Origin of the sequence: Stenotrophomonas sp. S39, assembly GCF_016624665.1 — a bacterium.
In the GTDB taxonomy this organism is placed as follows: Bacteria; Pseudomonadota; Gammaproteobacteria; order Xanthomonadales; family Xanthomonadaceae; genus Stenotrophomonas.
Map to the genome: position 1 here is coordinate 20576 of NZ_JACVTT010000023.1, position 20364 is coordinate 40939.

The window sequence follows — 20364 nt, forward strand, 5'->3', positions numbered from 1 at the left end:
ACCTCCAGAGCGATCCGTCTACTTTGTACCAGTTGTACCTTCCGACTCTTTTTCCAGAGTGAAAATTTCCCTCTTCCTTAACAAGTCCTGAGTCCCACCAGCTCTTGTATGGGCCGTGAAAATGGCCATCTTGAAGGGTGGCGCAGAGAAGCAGTATCCCGTCTTTTGACCATTCACGGAGGACTCCGTTCTTTAACCCATTCCTATATTCAAACTCAGAAAACGGTGCGCCACTTTCGTACCAGCGTTGAAAAACGCCATGCCACCGTCCGTCGACCATGGTGCCACGAGACTGGATTCTTCCAGATGGATAGTACGTCTCGATCGTTTCTATTTTTTTTTCTGTCATCGGAAATATCCTAGGGGAAGTCGTCTTCTGACCATGGCAGCGGTTCATGGTCGGACTGGCCCTTGTTGGCGACGCACAGATTGCGACGATCTGCAGCGCGCGTGAGGCACGCTCGATACCAGCGATCAGGATCTTTGCTCGGCCCCAAGCCTCTCCACCTGTCGCACGAAACCTCTTCTCTATCGTAGCGCCTGTAGCACTCGTCGGTATTGTCTTCATCGCTCGGGCAGATTGCCAACCCCGTGAGATATCCATAGAAACTGCCGACGACCGAGCCCGCTGCACCTCCCGCACTGCTGCCGGCTAGAGCACCGCCTGCCCCGCAGCCGACTGTGCCGACGCCAGGGGCGAAAAGCGTGCATCCCGCCCCACCACCAACGCCACCTGCAATGCCGCCGCCGGCGTAACCGATATAGCCGCCGATGACACCTCCGCTGATGGTGCACGACGCCATGCAGACCTGATCCTTTGCTTGGCCTGTGCTGTCCGTATACAGAAGGGGGTTGGACTCGACATAGCTGTAAGTGCTGATGCCTCCCGCCAGGCCAATGGGGTCACTCTGCAGATACCGGCCTGTAGCGGGCTCATACTCACGTGCGTAGTTATGGTGAAGACCGCTGTAGGGGTCGTACCGCTGTCCCGCGAAGCGCATGTTGAACGTGAACGGCGTACCGTCCGCATCCGGATCCTCGCTGGGTCCGTCGCTGCCAAATGCCTCGCCTCTGCTGTCCCACGACCAGACCGCAACGTTGCGTGCAACCTCGATGACGGCGCGTGGTGCGCCGAGCTGATCCGGCTCGATGTAGTGCAGGCGATTCGAAGACGCTGCGGTGCCAACCAATACACCCACGGGCAGGTCGCCCAGCCATATCACCTGTTGGATCGGCGTGCCCGTGGCATCGTAGTCACCCAGCCACTGGCCGCCCTCATCGTGGACGCTGTAGGTGGTGGTGGTTGTCCCCAGGTAGCTTCGCACCCGTTCACCACGGCCGTTGTATGCGTACTGTTGGATCGCCTGGCCGCTCTGCTTGACCTGTATCAATCTATTGAGCGGGTCGAAGACGAACTCTCTATCCGTGCCATCAATGGAGGCTGTGTTGCCAACGGCGTCGTACTTCCGGGATGCCCCCTCTACCGAGAGAAGGCGATGGCTGTCAGCTCGGTAGGCATAACCGTCGGTCCCTTCAGCGTTGGCGAACGATGTGCGGTTTCCCGTAGCGTCGTAGCCATAGCGCTCGATCGCGGTTCCTGTGGCCCCATCCCGGAATGCAACCAGACGTTTGAGGGCGTCGTAGTCGTAGGTGGCAAGCGCCGGAGATTCATGGCCAGCGGTGTGCAGGCCGGTAAGATTGCCAGTGGCGTCGTAGGCGTAACCTGCATCCAGGCCGTCCCGGTCGACATCGCTCAGCGAGATGGTGCGGTAGTTCCGGTCATGGGCTCGGACCAGGGTCCGACCATTACCATAGCTCCAGCCTGCCGCAGGTCCAAATGGGTAGTACGTGACACCGGACAGCAGCACCTCGCGGCTGGCGCCGGGCGATGTAACGCCTATCTCCGAGATGCGGCCCTCGGGATCACGGACGTAATCAACCAAGGTGCCATCTGGGTAAGTGATGGCTTGGAGCTTTCCACCCAAGCTGTAGGCGTAGCGAGCTGCGAAGCTATGGCTGCCGGTCACCTGGGTCTTGCGTACGATGCGGCCGAAGCGGTCGTAGCAGTATCCCGTCGTGCCGCTGGCATCCACGATCTGGCTCAGATAGCCAGAGGCAAAGGTCTCGCCCGTTGCACACTCAGTTGGCGCGGCATCATAGAGGTAGGACGTGTCCAGCGCAGGCGCACCGGCAACTGCAACGCGGGTCAGTCGTTTGAGCGCGTCATAGCGGTAGGCCAATGCCTGCCCACGGGCGTCTGTCACGCCGTCGCGATTGCCTGCGCTGTCATAGCTGTAACGGGTGGTGCCTGTATCTGGACTGCTCAGCTGCAGCAGGTCGCCTAGTGCGTTGTATGCGTAGTGTGTCTGCAGTCCCTTTGGGTCAGTGACCTGTACGAGCCGATTCAACGGGTTGTAGATGTAATGCGTAGCGGCGGCGATTCCGCCGGCATCCTGCGTGGTCTGCCTGAGGCGGTTCTGTGCGTCGTACTCACGGCGTTCAGTGCGGCCCAATGCATCCGTCACCGCCGTAATGTTGCCGTTGTCGTCGTACGTGAAATCCGTCGGGTTGCTGGACGCATCGGCGACGGTCGCAAGCCGCCCGTTCAGGTCGTAGATGCGCGACAGGCTGCGTTGCACTCTCTGGGCCGGGTCGTGGGTCTCCTCCGCAATGCGGTTGCCCGCCGTATCCAGGGTGTAGGCGATGTAGCCGCCACTGTTGTCGGTGAGGCGTACCAGTCGATGCGCGGCATCGTAGGAGAACGCCAGCGAGTCGCCGTCGGGCTGGGTGATCTGCTCGACCAGGCCGGTTGGCCGGTAGTCGGTGCGCGTTATGCGGTCATCACTCTCGGTGCTGTCATCCGGACCTCGCACTTTCTCCGCTGTCATCCAGCCGCGCGGATGGTATTCGTAGTTCGTCTCTACACCGTTCGGATCGACGGAGGACAATCGTCGCCCCGCGCCGTCGTAGGTCGGGAAGGCTGTGATGCGCCCCAGCGGATCGATGATCTTCCACAGATCACCCTTGCGATAGGCACATGCCGTCGGGGCAACTTTGCAATCGCCGTGGTCGGTCTGGTGGTAGACGTAGGTCGTCGTATCGCTGATGTCGGTACGCGGGCCCTTGGTGCTGATCGGCAATCCAACCAGCGGACAGGTGCCGGCGCTTGCGTCAGCGGGCTCGCAGTAGGTCGTCGTCGTTGTGCGACTGATGGATGTTTCCGGATCCCTGCGAGTCTCGCTGAGCACCTGGCCACGGCTGTTGTAAGTGAAGCTGGTTTCAGCAACGAGCCTGTCCGCTGCGTCGTAGGTTCGCCGTGCGATGGGCTGGCGGAAGCTGGCATGCCAGTCTGTCTGGATTGTGCGCTTGCTGCCCACGAGGTCGTTGCCTGCCTCGATCCGCTGGGTCTGCAGTCCGCGAGCGTTGTAGGCATAGCGGGTAGTGTTGCCCCTGAAGTCCGTCCTGCTGGCGGGATATCCGTTGCTGTCGTAAGTGCGTGCCGCGGCAACACTGGCACAGTCGTCGCAAGGCGCATCCAGCGATGCGAGTCGCGCAACTCCGTGATCGACGCCAAACGCGTAGCGTCTGGCATTGCCGAGGCTGTCGGTGATCGTGGTGCTCCCGTCCTTGTTGAACTGCAGTTCGACTCGATCTGCGGTTCCGGAAGCGAAGGGACCGTGCACGCTGAGCACGCCACGCCGCTGGGCGTCATAGGCCCAGCTTGCGTAACGGTTGTTGTCCTCATCGGTGATGCCGGTTAGCAGGTGCGGCTGCGCCCCCCCTCCGGTCTGGCCTGGCTCGCTGTAGTGATAGAGACGCGTCGCCGGGCCTGACCGTGGCGAGGGGTAGGTCACGCTGGTCAGGTCGCTGCCGGTGTAGGCGTAGGTGATGACCGCCCCGGCGCTGTCGGTCAGACTCGTCAGGCGATCGCTTGTGTAGCCGAACACCAGTGACCGTCCCTGCGGGTCTGTAACGCGTTGAACGTACGGCGAGATGCCCGCGCCGGAGGCATAGGACAGCGTCTGCACGAGCCCGTCGCGCGAGGTGATGGAGTGCAGGCGGCCGAGTTCGTCATAGGCTTCGACGGAATCGTCCGCACGGCGATAGCTTGCCGAAGCCAGTGACCCTCCTGTCAGGATGACGGTCAGTCTCTCCGGAACATCGCTACCTGCAGTCCATTCGCCATTGACAAGGCTGAATGTCTGAATGGCGCCATTGGCTCGATGCGCTCGGAGGCGTACGACCGATCCGGCGGCGTCGGTGACCGGCTCGAGTCGGGTTGCATAGTTGTGGCTCCAGCCAATGCCGATAGGAAGCGCTCGGCTGTCCGGCACGCGATGGCTGTTGTAGACGCGAACGAAATGCAGTGGGAACACGCCCGCTCCAACGTAGTCCGTCTCCTGCTGACGCTTGTTGCCGGTAGCGCTGGCGATGGGGTTGGATGCATTGCCTCCGTCGGCGGGGCAGTTGCTGTCGCACTTGGGCATGCCGCACTGACCGGTGTCCGGGTCGGCGAGGCCGCCGAGCGGGCAGGGCGGTCTTGCGCCGCGTGGGCCGTAGACGAACGTGTTCACAATTTCGACGGGCAGCCACGAATTGAACTGGCGGCGTTGCAGTTGGCCCCGGCATATGGCTTCGCCATCGAGGTATGGTCCGACGGAAACAGCGGCGTAGCGATGCGGTAGCGCGCTCTTTGCACGATGGCCATCCAGGCGGCGTTCCAGTTCGCCGGTGACGCAGGCCTCTTCTGCTGTGGGGTAGTGGGGCTCGCTGTCGTTGAAGCGGGAGTCGAGCCAGTAGGTCTCGGCCTGCACCGCGAAGCTGAGCAGAAGTGTGGACGCCGCGCCGAGGCGCACAGCCGCGCGTTGCATCGCCAAAAGTCCCTGCATCGCCATACTCCTTCATGGGTCACGACAGACTCGGCCGAGCTGTTGATATCAGTTGTGTCCTGGCACTTCGCGCAGTCAACCATTTCCATGCTCTGGCCCGGCGCCCAATGTGGTGGGGCAGGCATCGAAAATGACTGGAGCATCGCTGCGCCGGCAGACGCTCTTCATTGATCGCTCACTGTGGGGCCAGGCCTGCAAACACCTGCTTTCAAGCGTCAAATGGCGGGTGTTGCAATGAGCTCGCGCTGATGCGACAGCGTCCACTCCGCACGCCCGAAGGCGTGCTGAAGCAACGATCAACGTGAAATCATCCAGATGCGTGTGCAGGCCAATTGCGTCAATTGAGCGCGTGCAGTGAGGGCGGAATGCGACATCGCCCGAGGGCACCTATTCCAGCCGCAACGTGATCCGCGGATGGCCCGCGAAAATTTCCATCACGATCTCGAAGTAGGTCTGGCCTTCGCCGCGTTCCAGAGCATCCAGCTGGCGGCGGATCACATCGGTACTGAATGTGCCCGGCTGCTGCAGTTTCGCCTGCAGCCAGGCGCAGGTCGCGTCCACGCCCAGCGCGACGCGGCTGAGCTCGACATCGCGCCAGGCCACGGTGGCCGTGGCGTGCCCGGCCAGCGTGCCGTAGCCGCCGTATAGCAGGTCGTCCAGCGCATCCAGGCTATGGCCGAGCTGCCAGTCCTCGCCCACCATGAACACACGGTTGAACTCGGCATAGAGGCTGTCGATGCCGGTGATCGCACGGCCTTCGATCTGCAGGTACAGGGTCATGCATGCACTGTAGGGCACGCGGTGCCAACACCGGCGTCGCATCGCTGAACGCTGCATGGCCCTTCAGGTGGTGACGACCGGTATTTCACCTTCGGTTGGCGTTGCCGGCGGGAGACTGGGCGCACACCGGATCACAGGAGATCGCCATGAACACGTCCCTTCGCGTACTGCTGCTGGGCAGCCTGATTGCGGCGTCGTCGGTAGCCAGCGCACAGAGCTATGGCCCGCGCGATGAAGGCCGCAAGTTCAACGATGGCAGCCGCGTGGTCTGCAAGAACGTGGAAGTGCAGCGCAACTCGCGCGATCCCAACCGCATCGCCGGTACTGCTACCGGTGCGGTGGTGGGTGGCCTGCTCGGCAACCAGGTCGGCGGCGGCAACGGCAAGAAGATCGCCACCGTTGCGGGTGCCGTCGCCGGCGGTGCAGCCGGCCGCCAGATCCAGGGCAACCACCAGAACAAGACCGGTGACCGCGTGGTCGAGCGCCGCTGCGAGCGCGTCTACCGCTGAGTCACCGCACGACCTGATACCCGCTCCCTTCCACGACGCGGTACCTCGAACGCCGGCCCCAGGGTCGGCGTTCGTCGTTGTGGGCGGGCGTATCGCAGGCAACGGCGCGCCCCCTATACTGCGCCGACTTCAACGGATGAACGCCCTGTGAACGAATCGCCTGCTGCCGAACCCGTCGTGCCTGGCAGCCACGCCGAACCCGAGCAGGAGGCGAGCACGCGCTTCGGCCGCCTGCGCGAGCGCACCGATGAGCTGGAGCTGTTCATCTCCGGCCTGCTGGCCTTCGCGCTGCTGGCCGTGCCGGGCTATCTGTTCGACATCTGGGCGCGCAGCAGCCTGCATACCGAAGGCATGTACTTCCAGGTGCTGTGGTTCGTCTTCAGCATCAGCGTGGGCATGTGCTACGTGCTGGCGGTGGCACTGATCGCGCACCTGACCGTGCGCGGCTACTGGATCGGCCTGGTCGGTCTGAAATCGCACTTCCCCAAGGGCATCGACTGGGACCACCTGCCGCAGATGGGGCCGGTGTCGCGGGCCTTCATGCGTGCGCGCGATGGCGGCCTGGATGGCAGCATCCAGCGCGCCGACCGCTTGGCGACGATGCTGTTCTCGACCACGCTGATGTGCGTGCAGACGCTGGCCGGCACCCTGGTGATGGCGATCCTCATCCTCGGCCTGGCAATGGTGGTCGCTGCGCTGTCCGGCGGTTCGGACACCGCGGCGCTGATCTTCATGGGCGTGGTGATGGCAGGCCTGCTGGTGCTGGGCCTGCTGCCTGCGATGCTGGAAAAGTCGATCGCGCGGCGGCAGGCGCGCGGGCAGTCGACGGCGCGACAGCAGCGCATGCTGCAACGGGTGCTGGGTGGCCTGCAGCGGGTGCCGCTGATGCGCCTGATCCAGACCATGCAGCTGACGATGCAGAGCAACCTGCGCTCGCGGTTCTTCATCGTGGGCTACATGTCCGCGATCCTGGTGGCGATACTGCTGGGGGGCCTGCAGGTGGCGGGTTCGGTGAAGTTCTCGCTGTTCAACCGCTACCAGGTGGTCACCGAGGAAGCCGTCGACCACGGCATGCTGAGCGCGCACTACGAATCGATGCGCTCGGCGCACGACCAGCTGCTGCCCTACCCGATGATCCCGTCCGACACCGTCAGCGCGACGCAGTTGCGGCTGTTCATCCCGCACCGCCCGCAGCGCGACAACACGCTGGCGCGTGAGCGCTGCACGCAGCTGCCGGGGGGGCGGAATGACGCCCGCGGCGCGGCGGCCGCCACTGCGGCGGTGGACTGCCTGGCCCAGCTCTGGACGATACAGCTGGACGGCAAGCCGGTGGATCTGCACGCCTTCGTGCCGATGGAGCGGCGTGACCTGGACATGCGCGGCCTGGCCGGCTACCTGCCGATGGCCGGGCTGGCACCGGGCCGGCATGACCTGCATCTGCTGTGGAATGCCGATGGGCCGACGCGCGGCGGCGATCGCCGGCGCGAGTACTTCATTCCGTTCTGGTACGCCCCGGATCCCTGATCGAGGGGCCGTGCAGGCGCCAGAAGGCGAGGGCACCGTAGAGCACCAGCAGGACGCCAAGCGTGACCAGTTCGCGGCTGACGTCGGCCAGGTCGGCATCCATCTGGGTCAGCCGCACCATCAGGTTGATGCCGGAGGTGGTGGGCAGCAGCTGCGCCAGCCAGACCAGCGGTTGCGGCGTCATCACCGTGGGCCAGGACAGGCCGGCCAGGAAGAACAGCGGGATGGACGTGGCGATGATGTACTGGAAGGCGCGTTCGCGGGTGCGGAAGAAGCTGCCGACGAACAGGCCGAATGCCACCGTGGCGGCGATGAATAGCGTGCCGCCCAGCAGCTGGCCCAGGGGATTGCCGCCGCGCGGGTAATCCTGCACCCAGGCGGTGAACCCGGCGTAGTAGAACAGCCCGAACAGGCCGATCAGGCCAAAGCCCAGGGCCATGCCGGCCAGCGTGGGCAGGTCGAAGCGCAGGCGCCGGCCCAGCGCCAGGCGGCGCCCGCCGAGCAGCACGCCGATGCCCATCAGCAGGGTCTGGTGCACGATAAGTTCGGCCACGCCGGGCACGATGGCACTGCCATAGCCTTCGTGCGTGTTGAACAGTGGCCGCTGCACGAGATTGACCGGCGGTGCCTGCGGGGCGCCCATGAAGGCCGCCTGGGTGACGGCCGCCTCGCGCCCGAATGATCCCAGCGCATCAGCCACGCTGCCCAGCACCCAGCTGGCGCGGCCAAGGTAGGCACCGTTGCCGAGCAGGACGAGCTTGGCCGGATGGCCACGCAGGATGTCGCGTTCCAGGTTGGCCGGGATCAGCACGATGCCTTCGGCATCACCGGCTTCCAGCTGGCGGCGCGCGCTGTCGATGTCGGCGGGCTGGCCGACCACGCGCGCCACGCGCAGCGCATCCAGCTTGCGCAGCAGTTCGCGGCTGGTGGCGCTGTGGTCTTCGTCCACCACCAGGATCGGCAGGTTGCCGGCCACCTGGTGCCGGTACGCGGCCGGGTAGAAGAACGAGTACAGGATGACCGCGCCGACCATCACCACGATGGCATAGCGGTCCAGCAGCACCGCCAGCAGGGTCTGCCGCAGGCTGGCCCAGACCCCGCTCATGCGCCGGCCCCGGCGGGCTGCGCGGCCTGCGTGCTGCGGGCAAAGGCCAGCAGGCGCCAGCCACCCAGCCCACCGGCGAGGATGATCATCAGCAGCAGCGTGCCCAGCGGCCACAGCGTGACCGCCAGCGGCGCACCGACGAACTGCTGCTGGGTCTGCAGCTTGATGTACGCGCTGAGCGGCAGCAGCAGGTGCCAGATGCGGGTGAACAACGGTGCATCGATGACCGGGAAGGTGGCGCTGGAAAAGGCCAGCGCGGTGCCGATGCTGAGGCCAACGGCCGACAGCGCCGTGCCCATATCCCGGGTGATGCCGACGAAGAACAGGGCATAGGCCGCGGTGGCGAGGTAGAACAGCGGCTGGCCGAGCAGCAGCAGGAACACGCTGCCAGCGATGCCGTCGCCACGCAGCCAGGCCAGGTAGCCCACGCCGAGTGCGCCATACACGGAGAACAGCAGGACGTACGGCGCGATCTTGCCGGCAAGCGCCGGCCACGGTGTGTGGCCGAGCCAGCAGCGCAGGGTGCCATCGCGGATCTCGCGGCCCAGGCTGCCGGCCACTGCCAGCGCCAGCACCAGCGACAGCACGGCGGGGAAGATCAACGGCAGCAGGAACAGCTCGTAGCTGCGCGCAGGGTTGTAGAGGATGTCCGACTGCACGGCGATCGGTGCTGCGCGCAGCTTGCCAGGGCCGACCTGCAGGGCGATGCGCTCGCGCAGCAGGCGCGCGTTCCAGGCGGCCACGGCATCGCCGATGTCGCGCGCAGCCGACTGGCCGGTGGTCATGTAGGTGGCGTTGTAATAGGCAAATACCGTGCCCTGCTGGCCGCGCAGCGCCTGCCGGGTGACATCGCGCGGCACCAGCACGATGGCATACACCTGCAGCCGGCGCAGCTGCGCGCGGGCGTCATCGATGTCCACCGGCTGGCTGGCCACGCGCACGCCAGAGCTGGCGTCGAGCATGCGCAGCAGCAGGCGGCTGTCACTGCTGTGGTCCAGGTCGACCACGGCAATGGGCACGTCGCGCATCACCGAGGGGCTGAACATCCAGGCCATCAGCGCCAGCATCAGCAGCGGCAGTACCGTCACCAGCAGCAGGTCGGCGCGGTTGCCACGCAGCGTGCGCAGTTCGCGCCGCCACGATGCAGCGAAGCCGGCCTCGCCCGGGTTCAGTGCTGGGGCCACGCGAACAGCACGCTCATGCCGGGGCGGAAGCCCTCGATGCGATCTGCCGGACGCACCCGCACCTCAAAGCTGCGCACGTCGTAGCCCGATGACTGGCGGGTGCTGCGCCAGGTGGCGTAGTCACCTGCGGGATTGATGAAATACACCTTGAATTCGGCGTCCTGGTCCAGTGCCGGGATGCGGCCGCGCACCGTACTGCCGACCTTCAGGCCCTGCATCTGCGATTCGCGCAGGTTCATCGACACCCACATCCGGTCGATGTCGACCAGGGTGAACACCGGGTAGCCGGCCGGCACCAGTTCGCCCGGATCGGCCATGCGCTTGTTGATCTCGCCCGCCACCGGCGCGCGTCCTTCCACTTCGGCGCGCGCGGCGTTGACCTCGGCCACCGCACCCTGCGCCTGCTGCACCTGGCCCTGTGCCGCCCGCTTGTCCTGCTCGCGGGCGCCGGCCAGCGCCATGTCGTACTGCGCGCGTGCGGCGCGTGCCAGCTCGCGCGAACTGGTGGCCTGGGCCTGCGCTTCGTCGCGCTTCTGCCGGGTCATCACCCCTTCGTTGAACAGGTTCTGCACGCGGCGGGCGGTGGCTTCGGCCAGCGTGGCACCGGCTTCGGCCCGCTTCCAGTTGGCCTCGGCGGCACGGATGTCTTCGCTGCGTGCGCCCGCGTCGGCCTTGTCGGCCACTGCCTGGGCGGCGGCCAGCGCGCCCTGCGCCTGCTGTTCCTTGGCGGCCACTTCCGGGCTGTCGAGCAGGAACAGGATCTGCCCGGCCTGCACGCGGTCGCCCTCGCGGACCTTCAGTTCGGCCACGCGCGCGGTGATCTTGGCGGCGACGTTGAGGGTATCCGCGTCGGCCATGCCCTGGATCTGGTCGGCCGGGCGCCGCCAGGCCAGCCACAGGCCCAGCACCACCACCACCAGCAGCACCATCACCAGGATCACACCGAGGCGGCGCTTGCCCGGTGGCGTGGTGGCGTCGTCGTGCAGCACATCACTCATGGTCGATCACCTCGTCCGCACGGCGCCGATAGTCTTCGAAACGGTCCATCTGTCCACTGATCTCCAACAGCTGCGCCAGCGCGATGTCGTACTCGTACGCCGCCTGCGCGCGTTCGACGCGGGCGCCGCCCAGGCCGAGCCGCGCATCGATCACATCCAGCGACGTGGCCTGGCCCTCGCGGAAGGCCAGCTCCTGCAGGCGCAGGTTCTCCCGGGCCTGGGCGATGCTGCTGTCCAGCAGCACGAACTGCTGCCGCGCGCTGTCCAGTTCGTTCCAGGCCTTGCGCACGCCCAGCGCCACCTGGTTCTCGGCTTCGCGCAGGCCGGCCTCGGCCTGTTCCTGCTGCGCGCGGGCCGCACTGATCTGCGCCGGCCGCGAACTGGGCGACAGGAAGGTGTATTTCAATCCGATGCCGAAGGCCCAGTCCGGGTCGGTCAGCATTTCATCGCGGCGGCGGAAGTCGTACTGGCCGAAGGCGAAGATCTGCGGTTTCAGCTTGGCCTGCTGCACGCGCACGCCTTGTTCGGCCTGGGCCACCATGGCCTGCAGGCGGCGGATCTGCGGCTGCCGCGCCTGCGCGGTGCGCTCGAAACTGGCCACCGGTTCCAGCGGTGCGCGCTGCACGAACAACGGCGACAGTGGCTGCACCTCGCCGCCGCTGCGCAGCAGGGTGGCCAGCGCGGCCTTCAGCGTGGCCAGGTCGTTGAGGGTCTTCTGGTACTCGCGCTCGGCCTTGTCGCGGGCCACGGTGGCCTGCAGGCGCTGGGCGCGGGTGGCGAAGCCTTCGCGTTCCAGCTTCTGCGCATCGGACAGGTGGCGGTCGAGGCCATCACGCACGTCGCGGCGCACGTCCACCGCTTGTTCGGCCAGGCGCTGGCCGAAGTAGGCCTGGGCCAGCTGCACGGTGAGCGATTGCCGCTGCGCCTCGCGCTCCGCGCTGGCCTGTTCGCTGGCGGCGCTGGCCGCGCGCTGCGCCGCGGGGATGACGCCACCGGTGTACAGCGGCAGCACGGCGGTCACCACCGGGCGGGTCCGCCAGTCGCGTTCGGTGAACGTCAGGGGCGAGTCGATGCCATACGCCTCGGCCACCGGTTCCAGCGAGCCCAGCGGCAGGGTGAGGGTCTTCTGGAACTGCAGGCGGCGCACCTCACCGGTGATTTCCGGCAGGCGCAGCAGGCGCGTGGCGTCCTGCAGTTCCTGCTTGTTGCGCACGCCGGCATCGGCAGCGGCCAGAGCGTCGGAAACCTGTTCCAGCCGCTGCCGCGCTTGTTCCCACTGCAGGGCGGCCACTGCGGCGCTGTCCGCACCCGTCTGGGCGTAGCCGGCGGCCGGCAGCAGCGTCGCGCAGACCAGCAGCCAACGTGCGCGGTGCGGTCGCGGGGAGGGACGTTGCAGGTGCACGTCGGGTCCGTCATCCGTAAAGAGTCCGGCAAAGACTAGTGGATATGCCGTGAAGCCGTTGTAGGTGCGGCGCGCGCTACAGTGGTTGCCGCTACGCGGACAGGAGCGCGCGATGCAGGGTTGCCACTGGAAATGCCGCCGTGCCCACCTGTGGCTGGCCTGCGCGCTGCTGCTCGTACTGCCATGGGGGTGGGCCGCTGCCACGGATGTGGCGGCGCACACCGGCCCGGCCATCATCGGCATGCAGGTGCAGGGCAGCGGACGGCTGGCGCATGGCCAACGCGTGCCGTTGCCACGCGTGCTGCAGGCACTGGGCACGCCCTCGCAGCGCGAACCCTCGCCCTACGAGTGCGGCAGCGCCTACGACGAGGGTGATATCCAGCTGCTGGGCTGGGCGGGGCAGGCGTGGGAAAGCGACGGCCGCACCGCGGTGCTGCGTCGCTTCGACGTGGGCCGGGAGGGCGCGCTGCTGTTGGCCAATGGCACGCAGATCGGCGCGCGCACATCGCCTGCCGATGTGCTGCAACAGGTGCCACGCGCGCACCGCAGCGGTGACACGGTGCATGTCACCCCGGACCCGCGCGGGCTGACCGAAGAACGCTACGACCTGCGCTTCGACGGCGAGGGACGCCTGTTCCAGATCGACTACTGGATCGCCTGCTGAGCCTGTGGCGTGCGCGCCATGGGCTCAGCGCAGGTTGCCTTCCGCTGCGCTGCGCAGGGCCTGGGTGATGTGCTGCAGCGTGCTCGAGCGCACGGCGGCGTGCTGCCAGAACAGCGGGACGTCCAGCCAGCGGCGTGGCTCCAGCACGGTCACCCTGCGCTCGGCCAGCGCCGGCGCGATCAGTGTTTCCGGGGCCAGGCACCAGCCCAGTCCACGCGCGGCGGCTTCGACGAAGCCGGTGGAGGAGGGCAGGTAGTGCACCGGTGGCTGCAGCCGTGCGCGGGTCAGGCGGCGCATGAAGCGTGCCTGCAGTTCGTCCTTGCGGTTGAACACGATCATCGGCGCCACGGCCAGCGCATCGGCCTGCATGCCCTTGTTGAACCAGCGGCGTGCGAATGCCGGTGATGCGATGGCGTGGTAGCGCATCGCGCCCAGCGGATGCACGTTGCAGCCCTTCAGTGCGCGCCCCTCGGCGGTGACCGCGCCAAGCACGCTGCCATCGCGCAGCAGTTCCAGGGTGTGGTCCTGGTCGTCCATGCGCAGGTCGAACAGGTAGCCATGGCGCTGGTGCAGGTCGGCGATGGCGGCGACGAACCACGTATCCAGCGAATCATCGTTGACCGCCAGCGGGATCGGCGTGCGGGTGGCATCGTTGCCACGCTCGGGCAGCAGCTCGGCCAGCGCTTCGCTCTGCAGCGCCTGCATGGGCCGCACGCTGCGCAGCAGGATTTCACCGGCGGCGGTAGGCCGGCACGGCGCCTGGCGTACCAGCAGCACCTGGCCCAAGCGGTCCTCCAGCGCCTTGATCCGCTGCGACAGCGCAGACGGGCTGATCGCCAGCCGGCGCGCGGCGGCCTCGAAACTGCCTTCTTCCAGCACCGCAGCAAAGGCGGCCAGTTGCGGGTGTACCAGGTCCATGCCGGGCCTCTTCAGTTTTCCTGCACAGGATAAAGAAAAACCAGCTGGCCTTAATCGGCCGTGGGCTGCACCCTGCGCGTCCCTTCCTGCTGGATGCCCGTCCCCATGTGGTTCACCGCGGCCCTGGCCGGCCTGTTCGCAGGCGCCGGCCTGATCATCGCCATCGGCGCCCAGAATGCCTTCGTCCTGCGCCAGGGGCTGCAGCGCCGCTACGTGGGCACGGTGGTGCTGGCGTGCATGGGCGCGGACATCGCGCTGATACTGGCCGGTGTCGGCGGGATGGGCGCGCTGGTGCTGCAGTGGCCGCTGCTGCTGCAGGTGCTGCGCTTCGGCGGTGCGGCGTTCCTGGGCTGGTATGGCCTGCAGGCCGGCGTGCGCGCGTGGCGCGGCGGCAGCGCATTGGCGGCCGCCCGCAGCGACGGCGGCAACCGGCGCCAGGTGCTGCTGGCCTGCCTGGCCTTCACCCTGCTCAACCCGCACGTCTACCTTGATACGGTGGTGCTGCTGGGCAGCCTGTCCACGCGCTACCCCGGCGACCTGCGCTGGGCATTCGCGGCCGGCGCCAGCGTGGCCAGCGTGCTCTGGTTCTGCGCGCTGGGCTATGGCGCGCGCCTGTTGCAGCCGCTGTTCCGCAACCCGAACGCGTGGCGCGTGCTGGATGCCGGCATTGCCTTGTTCATGGCGGGCCTGGCATTGCTGTTGCTGCTGCGTCCGCTTTAGGCTGCATCCACAGCCCGGATGTTCCGGTCCGAGGGAGGTGTTCTGATGCATCCGGACGTTGCTTCCGGCATGGGCGGCATGCGGGGTCCGTTGTCGCGGCGTGCACTGCCGCTGATGCTGCTGGCCGGTGCGCTGTTGTCGGCGTGCGGCGCGCACCCACCGCCGTCTGTTTCCGTGCCCGCCGATACGGTGGCTGCGGCGGCAGGTGATCCCGCTTTCGCGCGCATGCTGGCAGGCTTCCATCAGTGCCGCTATGAGGGCCTGTTCGTCAACGATCTTCCGGGGCAGGTGGCCACGGCGCCGGATACGGACTGGTTCCGCGCCCATCCCGGGGCCGCCTGCGGGCGTGACGCCGACTTCTATTATTTCTGCATGGACGAAAGCTACCGTGGGCTTACGGTGCAGCGCATGGCGCTGCCCGGCACCGGCGGCCTGCCCAGCGTGGCGCTCTACCTGCAGCAGGATGCCGCAACCGCGCGATCCATCCTGCGCCAGCAGCTGGGCGGCGGCTTCCCGCCCTCGCCCGCCTCCGACGCTGGCACGGCCCCTGAGCTGATGGCCGACCCGGCCGATGCCAATCGTTCGATCCTGGTCTGTACGCGCACGTTCTAAGGGTTCCCGGCCGCTTCCGCCACCCTGGGGTGTCAGTGCTCTGCCTGGTCAATCGCACACAGTGGCGTCTCGCCCGGGCGCAGGGTCAGTACGCGCACGCCCTGTGCGGTCACCGCCACGGTGTGTTCGAACTGCGCCGACAGCTTGCCATCGCGGGTGTACACCGGCCATTCGTCCGGCAGCTGGCGGATGGCCGGCTTGCCCTGGTTGAGCATCGGCTCGATGGTGAACACCATGCCCTCCTGCAGTTCCATGCCGGTGCCGGCGTGGCCGTAATGCAGGATCTGCGGGTCTTCGTGCATCTCCTGGCCGATGCCGTGGCCGCAGTACTCCTTCACCACGCTGTAGCCATGGCTGCGCGCGTGGCGGGCAATGGCATGGCCGATGTCGCCCAGGCGCGCGCCGGGACGCACCTCGGCGATGCCTTTCCACATGGCCTGGTAGGCCACCTTGACCAGCTTGCGTGCGGCGTAGTCGATCTCGCCCACCGGGTAGGTGGTGCTGGAATCGGCGATGTAGCCGTTCTTTTCCAGGGTGATGTCGAGGTTGACGATCTGCCCGCTGCGCAGCACGTCATCGTGGCTGGGCACGCCGTGGCAGATGACATTGTCGATGGAGGTATTGAGCACGTACGGAAAGCCGTACTGGCCTTTGCTGGCGGGCCGCGCGTGCAGTTCGTCGACGATCATCCGTTCAACGAAGTCGTTGATGTCCATCGTGCTGCGGCCTTCCAGCGGCAGGGCGTCGAGTGCGGCGAATACCTGCGCAAGCAGGCGGCCCGATTCGGCCATCAGCGCGATCTCGTCGGGGCGCTTGATGATGGCCATCGGCTCAGGCCTGGCCCGCTGGCAGCAGCGGCGGCTGCACGCCGGCCGCGCGCAGCTCGCTGGCGACGATGTCCTGGAAGCTCAGGGTCGGGTTGAGTTCGCACAGCATGCCGACCCGGATCCAGAAGTTGGCCTGGGCGTTGATGGAGCGGCTGGAGACGGTGCAGGCACGACGCAGCTGGTCGTGCAGGGTGTCATCGATGTTGACGATGCCCATGGCGGGTTCTCGATGGGGAATATATGAAGCATATATGGTTCATATATTCCCACTCAAGTCCCCGCCGTTCAGTCGCTGTGGGTCGCAAAGCGCAGGCGGTTGCCGTCCGGGTCGACCAGCAGCATTTCGCGGGTGCCCCAGTCGGTATCGTGCGGCGGCTGCGGGATGGGCACGCCGGCGGCACTGAACGCGCGGAACACCGCGTCCACGTCATCGATCTTGAAGTACACCGCGCCGCCGGGCTGGCAGTCACCGGCATGTTCGCTGAGGAACAGGGTCTGGCCATCGCGGGTGAGCTGGGCGAACAGCGGCATGCCCGGCCCGAAGCGGTGTTCCCAGTCGACGGAGAACCCCAGGCCCTGCACGTAGAACGGCAGGCTGGTGTCGGCGTGCAGCATGCGCAGCTGCGGGATGACGGTCTGGGGCATGGCGGCGGTTCCTGATGGGTAGAGTCGAGCTTGCTCGACTATCCGATCAAAAGCAGTCGAGCAAGCTCGACTCTACCAATGCCAACGGCAGTTGAGCTTGCTCGGGCTCAGTCATCCAGGCCGGGCACGCCTTCAGCCAGCGGCACCCGCGTACCGTCCAGCAGGCCGCGGCTGAGCGTGCCGTTCTCGATGAACAGCAGTTCGCCGTTCTCGCCGTTCTTGATGCTGCTGTCGATGGCGATCACGCGGCCACCATGGAAGCTGCTCACATGCGGCATCGAAGTGTGGCCGACCACGATCCGCTTCAGCTGCAGCTGATCAAGCACGGCCTGCACGCCGTTGCTGTCCAGGCGCCCATCGAAGTAGCCGCGGTACCAGATCGGGCTGGTCTTGCCGTCATACAGCGGCGCCGTGGCCGGGTTGGCCTTCACCTCGGCCTTGGGCGTGCCCAGCGAGGCCTGGTAGGCGGCATTGGTCGCGGCCGGCTGCAGCGCCAGCTGCACGGCGTCGGGCGAGATGCCGCCGTGCAGGAACAGGGTGTCGCCGATCTTCAGCAGCACCGGGCGGGTGCGCAGCCACTGGCCGATCACCGAATCGGCTCCATAGAGCTGCGGGTAGCTGCGGCCCAGCAGCTGCGCGCTGCGCAGGTACTTGGGATTGACGTAGCGCAGGTCGTCGTACAGCACCATGGTCTCGTGGTTGCCCAGCACGAAATGCACCGCGCCACCGGCTGCGGCGGCCTGCTGCTGCAGCCCGTACAGCAGCCAGAACGCTTCGGTCACCTGCGGGCCACGGTCGAACACATCACCGGCAATCACCAGCGTGTCCTTGCCCAGCGCCCACTGGTCCTGCGCATCGATCACCTTGTTGGCGCGCAGCAGGCGCACCAGCAGGCCGTACTGGCCATGGATGTCGGACACCGCAACGATACGCGGCGTGGCCGGCAGCACCGACACCGAGGGCGCCACCGGCGGCATCACATGCACGCTGTGGCCGTAGCCGCACTGCGGCGTGATGTCGGTACCGCTGGCTTGGGCGGGCAGGGTGCGCATCTGCACCTGGTCGCCGCAGATCCACTTCGCCCGCAGCTGGTCGCCGACGCGGAACACGTAGGGGCCATCGGCATCGACATGCTCGGCCGGCGCGGCCACCTCGCGTGCCTGCAGCGACGGTGCGCCCAGCAGGGCCAGCGGCAACAGCAGCAGGGCAGGGTGGAGCAGGCGGCGGTGCAGCATGGGCGGTTCCTCGGCGGGCAACAAAAAGGCGGGCCCGAAGGCCCGCCCGTGATGCTACGCCGATGCCCACCCCGGCAGCATGCGCCGAAGGTGGGGGGTCACTGTGCGGAGTCGGGTGGCCGGCGCCGCACGGTGGCATCAGAACTTCGCGCGCAGGTTGAACAGCACCCGGCGCGGCTCGCCCCAGTAGCCCGCGTTGAAGAAGCCGACGTTGCGGTAGTAGACCTTGTCGAACAGGTTGGTGACCGTCACGCCCACGCTGAGGTTGTCGTTGATGCGGTAGCGGCCCATCAGGTCGAACAGCACGTAGCCGCCCTGGCTCATCTTGCCGGTTGCAGTGACCGGGGTGCCGTTGGCATTGAAGCGGCCGGTGGGGATCGGCTGCATCTGGTAGATCTCGCTCTGCACGCTGACGCCGCCGCCGACCGTCCACTGGCCGTGGCTGTAAGTGGTGTTGAAGCGTGCCAGGTGCATCGGGCTGGTGCTGGCGAAGCGGCTGCCATCGGGGTTGCTGCTGTAGCTGTAGGTGTAGCCGCCGGTCATGCTCCAGTGGTCGGTGATCGAGCCGGACACTTCAAACTCGCCGCCCTGGGTGGTGATGCCCTTGCTGGCGATGTAGGGCGAGCTGCCATCGGGCAGCTTGATCTCGCCGCCGTTCGGGTCCAGCTCGGCCACGTTGTCCTGCTTCATGTAGAAGCCGTTCAACGCGGTGTACAGGCGTCCGCCAAAGAACTCTCCCTTCAGGCCGTACTCGTAGTTGCCGCCGGTGGTCGGGTCGAGCAGCTGGTTGTTGATGTCGCGGCGCGCGGTGGCCTGGAACACGTCCGAATAGCTGGCGAAGGCGGTGATGCTGCTGCTGAGGTCGTACAGCACGCCCACGTAAGGGGTCAGCTCGTGCGCGGTGTTGCGCGCGCTGCGGCTGGTGAACACACCGTTGACGTCGTAGTTGTCGGTGGTGGTGCGGTAATCGGAATAGCGCGCACCGGCGATGATCTTCAGCGGGTCGATCGGGTTCAGGCGCACGGCGGCGTAGTAGCCGGTTTCGGTGGTGTTCACCGTGTTCGACGGAATGCCGTAGTTGAAGGTGGTCGGCCTGCCGATGTTGCCGTCCCACTGGTAGATGCTGGGGAACGCGTTGACGTTGTACGGACGCGAGGTGATGCCGGCGCGGATGGTGTCCAGGTCGCGGTCGTAGTGGTTGATGCCTACCACCAGCTCATGCGAACGGCCGAACAGCTGGAACGGGCCGGAGGCGTAGAGGTCGAAGGCATCCTCGCGCGTCTCGGACACCGAGTAGGTATCGGCGATGCGCAGGCCCAGCCCGGTCACGGCATCGGCCCAGTTGCCGGTGTTGGAACCGGCCAGCAGCAGCGAGTCGGTGTCGGTGGCGCGGTGGTTGTAGGCCAGGCGGCCGCTCCAGCCGGCGCCGAGCTGCTGTTCCAGGGTGGCGAAGTAGTTGGTGCTCTCGCGGTTCCATTCGTTCCAGCGCGCCGCGGCGCTGTAGGAACGCGGCATGTGCGCACGCGTGCCGTCGCGGAAGTACAGCGGCGAGGCGCTCCATGCGCCGCCATCGGAGCCGGTCTTCAGGTGGTCGATGCCGGCGCGCAGGCGGGTGCTGTCGGTCAGGTCGGCTTCGATGACGCCATACAGGCTGGGTGACTTGTCATGCTGGAAGCGCACCCAGCTTTCCTTGTCGGTGTAGGCGCCGACGAAGCGACCCCGCACGCGGCCGCCCTTGCTGAGCGGACCGGACACATCCACTTCGGCACGCTTGTAGTCCCACGAACCGGCGCTGAGGCTGGTGCTGGCCTGGAAGGTTTCGGTCGGGCGCTTGCGCACCATGTTCACCGTGGCCGACGGATTGCCCGAGCCGGTGACCAGGCCGCTGGCGCCGCGCACCACTTCGATGCGCTCGTAGATGGAGGTATCGCTGAGGATCGAATTGCCGCCCGCACCGGTGGTGTAGTTGGTGGGGATGCCATCGAACATGAAGTTGTTGATGGCAAAGCCACGCGCATTGAACAGCGTGCGGTTGCTGTCATAGGACTGGATGGTGACGCCCGGGGTCTGCTGCAGCACCTCGGAAATGGTGATGAGGTTGAAATCCTCGATGCGCTGGCGGGTGAACACGGTCAGCGACTGCGGGGTTTCGCGCAGGGTCAGCGGCAGCTTGGTGGCAGTGTTGGTGCCATAGACCTGGTAGCCCTCGGTGCGCTGGGTGACCATCACCCGGTCCAGTTCGGTGGTGGTCGGCGCGCTGTCCTGGGCGAAGGCCGGCGCAGCGGCGCAGGCGAGCGACAAGGCAAGGGCGTTCCGGCGCAGGGCGCCAGGCGAAGGCTGCTTCATGATGGA

General features: G+C 66.6%; 17 protein-coding genes. 5 read left to right on the plus strand and 12 right to left on the minus strand.

The genetic code is table 11. From position 1 onward, the window contains the following. Positions 1–359: 359 nt before the first annotated feature. Positions 360–4889: an RHS repeat-associated core domain-containing protein gene (locus tag IAE41_RS08275; RefSeq protein ID WP_200732755.1), complete on the minus strand. Its 4530-nt coding sequence runs from the start codon at positions 4887–4889 to the stop codon at positions 360–362. Between the two features lie 387 nt (positions 4890–5276). Continuing rightward, positions 5277–5669 (minus strand): barstar family protein, encoded by a 393-nt coding sequence (locus tag IAE41_RS08280; protein WP_200732756.1) that lies wholly within the window; start codon positions 5667–5669, stop codon positions 5277–5279. A gap of 146 nt (positions 5670–5815) precedes the next feature. On the opposite strand from IAE41_RS08280, the gene IAE41_RS08285 reads away from it, so the two are divergent. Both IAE41_RS08285 and IAE41_RS08290 read left to right on the plus strand, forming a co-directional pair. Continuing rightward, a complete protein-coding gene (locus tag IAE41_RS08285; protein WP_079221169.1) occupies positions 5816–6178 on the plus strand; it encodes a glycine zipper 2TM domain-containing protein in 363 nt (120 codons plus the stop codon). 147 nt (positions 6179–6325) lie between these two features. Further along, entirely contained in the window at positions 6326–7702 is a 1377-nt protein-coding gene (locus IAE41_RS08290) for a hypothetical protein (RefSeq protein ID WP_200732757.1), read from the plus strand. Here IAE41_RS08290 and IAE41_RS08295 read toward each other — a convergent pair. Genes IAE41_RS08295 through IAE41_RS08310 form a run of 4 tightly spaced genes read right to left on the minus strand, consistent with a single transcriptional unit; the run spans position 7671 to position 12328 of the window. After that, complete coding sequence (locus tag IAE41_RS08295; RefSeq protein WP_200732758.1) at positions 7671–8807, minus strand: ABC transporter permease; 1137 nt, start codon at positions 8805–8807, stop codon at positions 7671–7673. The genes IAE41_RS08290 and IAE41_RS08295 overlap by 32 nt on opposite strands. After that, positions 8804–9991, minus strand: coding sequence for an ABC transporter permease (locus IAE41_RS08300; protein WP_200732759.1), 1188 nt, complete (start codon positions 9989–9991; stop codon positions 8804–8806). The genes IAE41_RS08295 and IAE41_RS08300 overlap by 4 nt, the downstream gene beginning before the upstream one ends. Continuing rightward, positions 9976–10989 carry an efflux RND transporter periplasmic adaptor subunit gene (locus IAE41_RS08305; protein WP_200732760.1) on the minus strand — a complete coding sequence of 338 codons (1014 nt, stop codon included), beginning with the start codon at positions 10987–10989 and terminating at the stop codon, positions 9976–9978. Before IAE41_RS08305 ends, IAE41_RS08300 begins: the two co-directional genes overlap by 16 nt. Further along, positions 10982–12328, minus strand: coding sequence for a TolC family protein (locus tag IAE41_RS08310; RefSeq protein WP_234458384.1), 1347 nt, complete (start codon positions 12326–12328; stop codon positions 10982–10984). The genes IAE41_RS08305 and IAE41_RS08310 overlap by 8 nt, the downstream gene beginning before the upstream one ends. A gap of 175 nt (positions 12329–12503) precedes the next feature. On the opposite strand from IAE41_RS08310, the gene IAE41_RS08315 reads away from it, so the two are divergent. Further along, entirely contained in the window at positions 12504–13055 is a 552-nt protein-coding gene (locus IAE41_RS08315) for a hypothetical protein (protein ID WP_200732762.1), read from the plus strand. Positions 13056–13079: 24 nt separating this feature from the next. Here IAE41_RS08315 and IAE41_RS08320 read toward each other — a convergent pair whose 3' ends face one another. Continuing rightward, complete coding sequence (locus IAE41_RS08320) at positions 13080–13973, minus strand: LysR family transcriptional regulator ArgP (RefSeq protein ID WP_200732763.1); 894 nt, start codon at positions 13971–13973, stop codon at positions 13080–13082. Between the two features lie 105 nt (positions 13974–14078). Here IAE41_RS08320 and IAE41_RS08325 point away from each other — a divergent pair, with 105 nt between their 5' ends. Together IAE41_RS08325 and IAE41_RS08330 are read left to right on the plus strand one after the other, a co-directional pair. Beyond that, entirely contained in the window at positions 14079–14693 is a 615-nt protein-coding gene (locus tag IAE41_RS08325; protein WP_108746245.1) for a LysE/ArgO family amino acid transporter, read from the plus strand. A 45-nt stretch (positions 14694–14738) separates the two neighbouring features. Next, positions 14739–15305 carry a hypothetical protein gene (locus tag IAE41_RS08330; protein ID WP_200732764.1) on the plus strand — a complete coding sequence of 189 codons (567 nt, stop codon included), beginning with the start codon at positions 14739–14741 and terminating at the stop codon, positions 15303–15305. A 32-nt stretch (positions 15306–15337) separates the two neighbouring features. Here IAE41_RS08330 and map read toward each other — a convergent pair whose 3' ends face one another. The 5 genes from map to IAE41_RS08355 all read right to left on the minus strand — a co-directional run bounded on the left by map (position 15338) and on the right by IAE41_RS08355 (position 20358). After that, positions 15338–16126 (minus strand): type I methionyl aminopeptidase, encoded by a 789-nt coding sequence (gene map, locus IAE41_RS08335; protein ID WP_200732778.1) that lies wholly within the window; start codon positions 16124–16126, stop codon positions 15338–15340. A 10-nt stretch (positions 16127–16136) separates the two neighbouring features. After that, entirely contained in the window at positions 16137–16349 is a 213-nt protein-coding gene (locus IAE41_RS08340) for a ParD-like family protein (RefSeq protein WP_079221179.1), read from the minus strand. Positions 16350–16417: 68 nt separating this feature from the next. Beyond that, complete coding sequence (locus IAE41_RS08345) at positions 16418–16777, minus strand: VOC family protein (RefSeq protein ID WP_200732765.1); 360 nt, start codon at positions 16775–16777, stop codon at positions 16418–16420. Positions 16778–16884: 107 nt separating this feature from the next. Next, positions 16885–18012 carry a metallophosphoesterase gene (locus IAE41_RS08350; RefSeq protein WP_200732766.1) on the minus strand — a complete coding sequence of 376 codons (1128 nt, stop codon included), beginning with the start codon at positions 18010–18012 and terminating at the stop codon, positions 16885–16887. Between the two features lie 138 nt (positions 18013–18150). Further along, the gene (locus IAE41_RS08355) at positions 18151–20358 is read right to left on the minus strand and encodes a TonB-dependent siderophore receptor (protein WP_200732767.1); all 2208 of its coding nucleotides are present in this window, start codon (positions 20356–20358) and stop codon (positions 18151–18153) included. Positions 20359–20364 lie beyond the last annotated feature (6 nt).

Excerpts from the sequence above, each read along its gene's own strand:
- IAE41_RS08275 (WP_200732755.1), bottom strand. The coding sequence starts at position 4,889 with ATGCAGGGACTTTTGGCGATGCAACGCGCGGCTGTGCGCCTCGGCGCG.
- IAE41_RS08280 (WP_200732756.1), bottom strand. The coding sequence starts at position 5,669 with ATGACCCTGTACCTGCAGATCGAAGGCCGTGCGATCACCGGCATCGAC.
- IAE41_RS08285 (WP_079221169.1), top strand. The coding sequence starts at position 5,816 with ATGAACACGTCCCTTCGCGTACTGCTGCTGGGCAGCCTGATTGCGGCG.
- IAE41_RS08295 (WP_200732758.1), bottom strand. The coding sequence starts at position 8,807 with ATGAGCGGGGTCTGGGCCAGCCTGCGGCAGACCCTGCTGGCGGTGCTG.
- IAE41_RS08305 (WP_200732760.1), bottom strand. The coding sequence starts at position 10,989 with ATGAGTGATGTGCTGCACGACGACGCCACCACGCCACCGGGCAAGCGC.
- IAE41_RS08315 (WP_200732762.1), top strand. The coding sequence starts at position 12,504 with ATGCAGGGTTGCCACTGGAAATGCCGCCGTGCCCACCTGTGGCTGGCC.
- IAE41_RS08320 (WP_200732763.1), bottom strand. The coding sequence starts at position 13,973 with ATGGACCTGGTACACCCGCAACTGGCCGCCTTTGCTGCGGTGCTGGAA.
- IAE41_RS08325 (WP_108746245.1), top strand. The coding sequence starts at position 14,079 with ATGTGGTTCACCGCGGCCCTGGCCGGCCTGTTCGCAGGCGCCGGCCTG.
- IAE41_RS08330 (WP_200732764.1), top strand. The coding sequence starts at position 14,739 with ATGCATCCGGACGTTGCTTCCGGCATGGGCGGCATGCGGGGTCCGTTG.
- IAE41_RS08340 (WP_079221179.1), bottom strand. The coding sequence starts at position 16,349 with ATGGGCATCGTCAACATCGATGACACCCTGCACGACCAGCTGCGTCGT.
- IAE41_RS08345 (WP_200732765.1), bottom strand. The coding sequence starts at position 16,777 with ATGCCCCAGACCGTCATCCCGCAGCTGCGCATGCTGCACGCCGACACC.
- IAE41_RS08350 (WP_200732766.1), bottom strand. The coding sequence starts at position 18,012 with ATGCTGCACCGCCGCCTGCTCCACCCTGCCCTGCTGCTGTTGCCGCTG.
- IAE41_RS08355 (WP_200732767.1), bottom strand. The coding sequence starts at position 20,358 with ATGAAGCAGCCTTCGCCTGGCGCCCTGCGCCGGAACGCCCTTGCCTTG.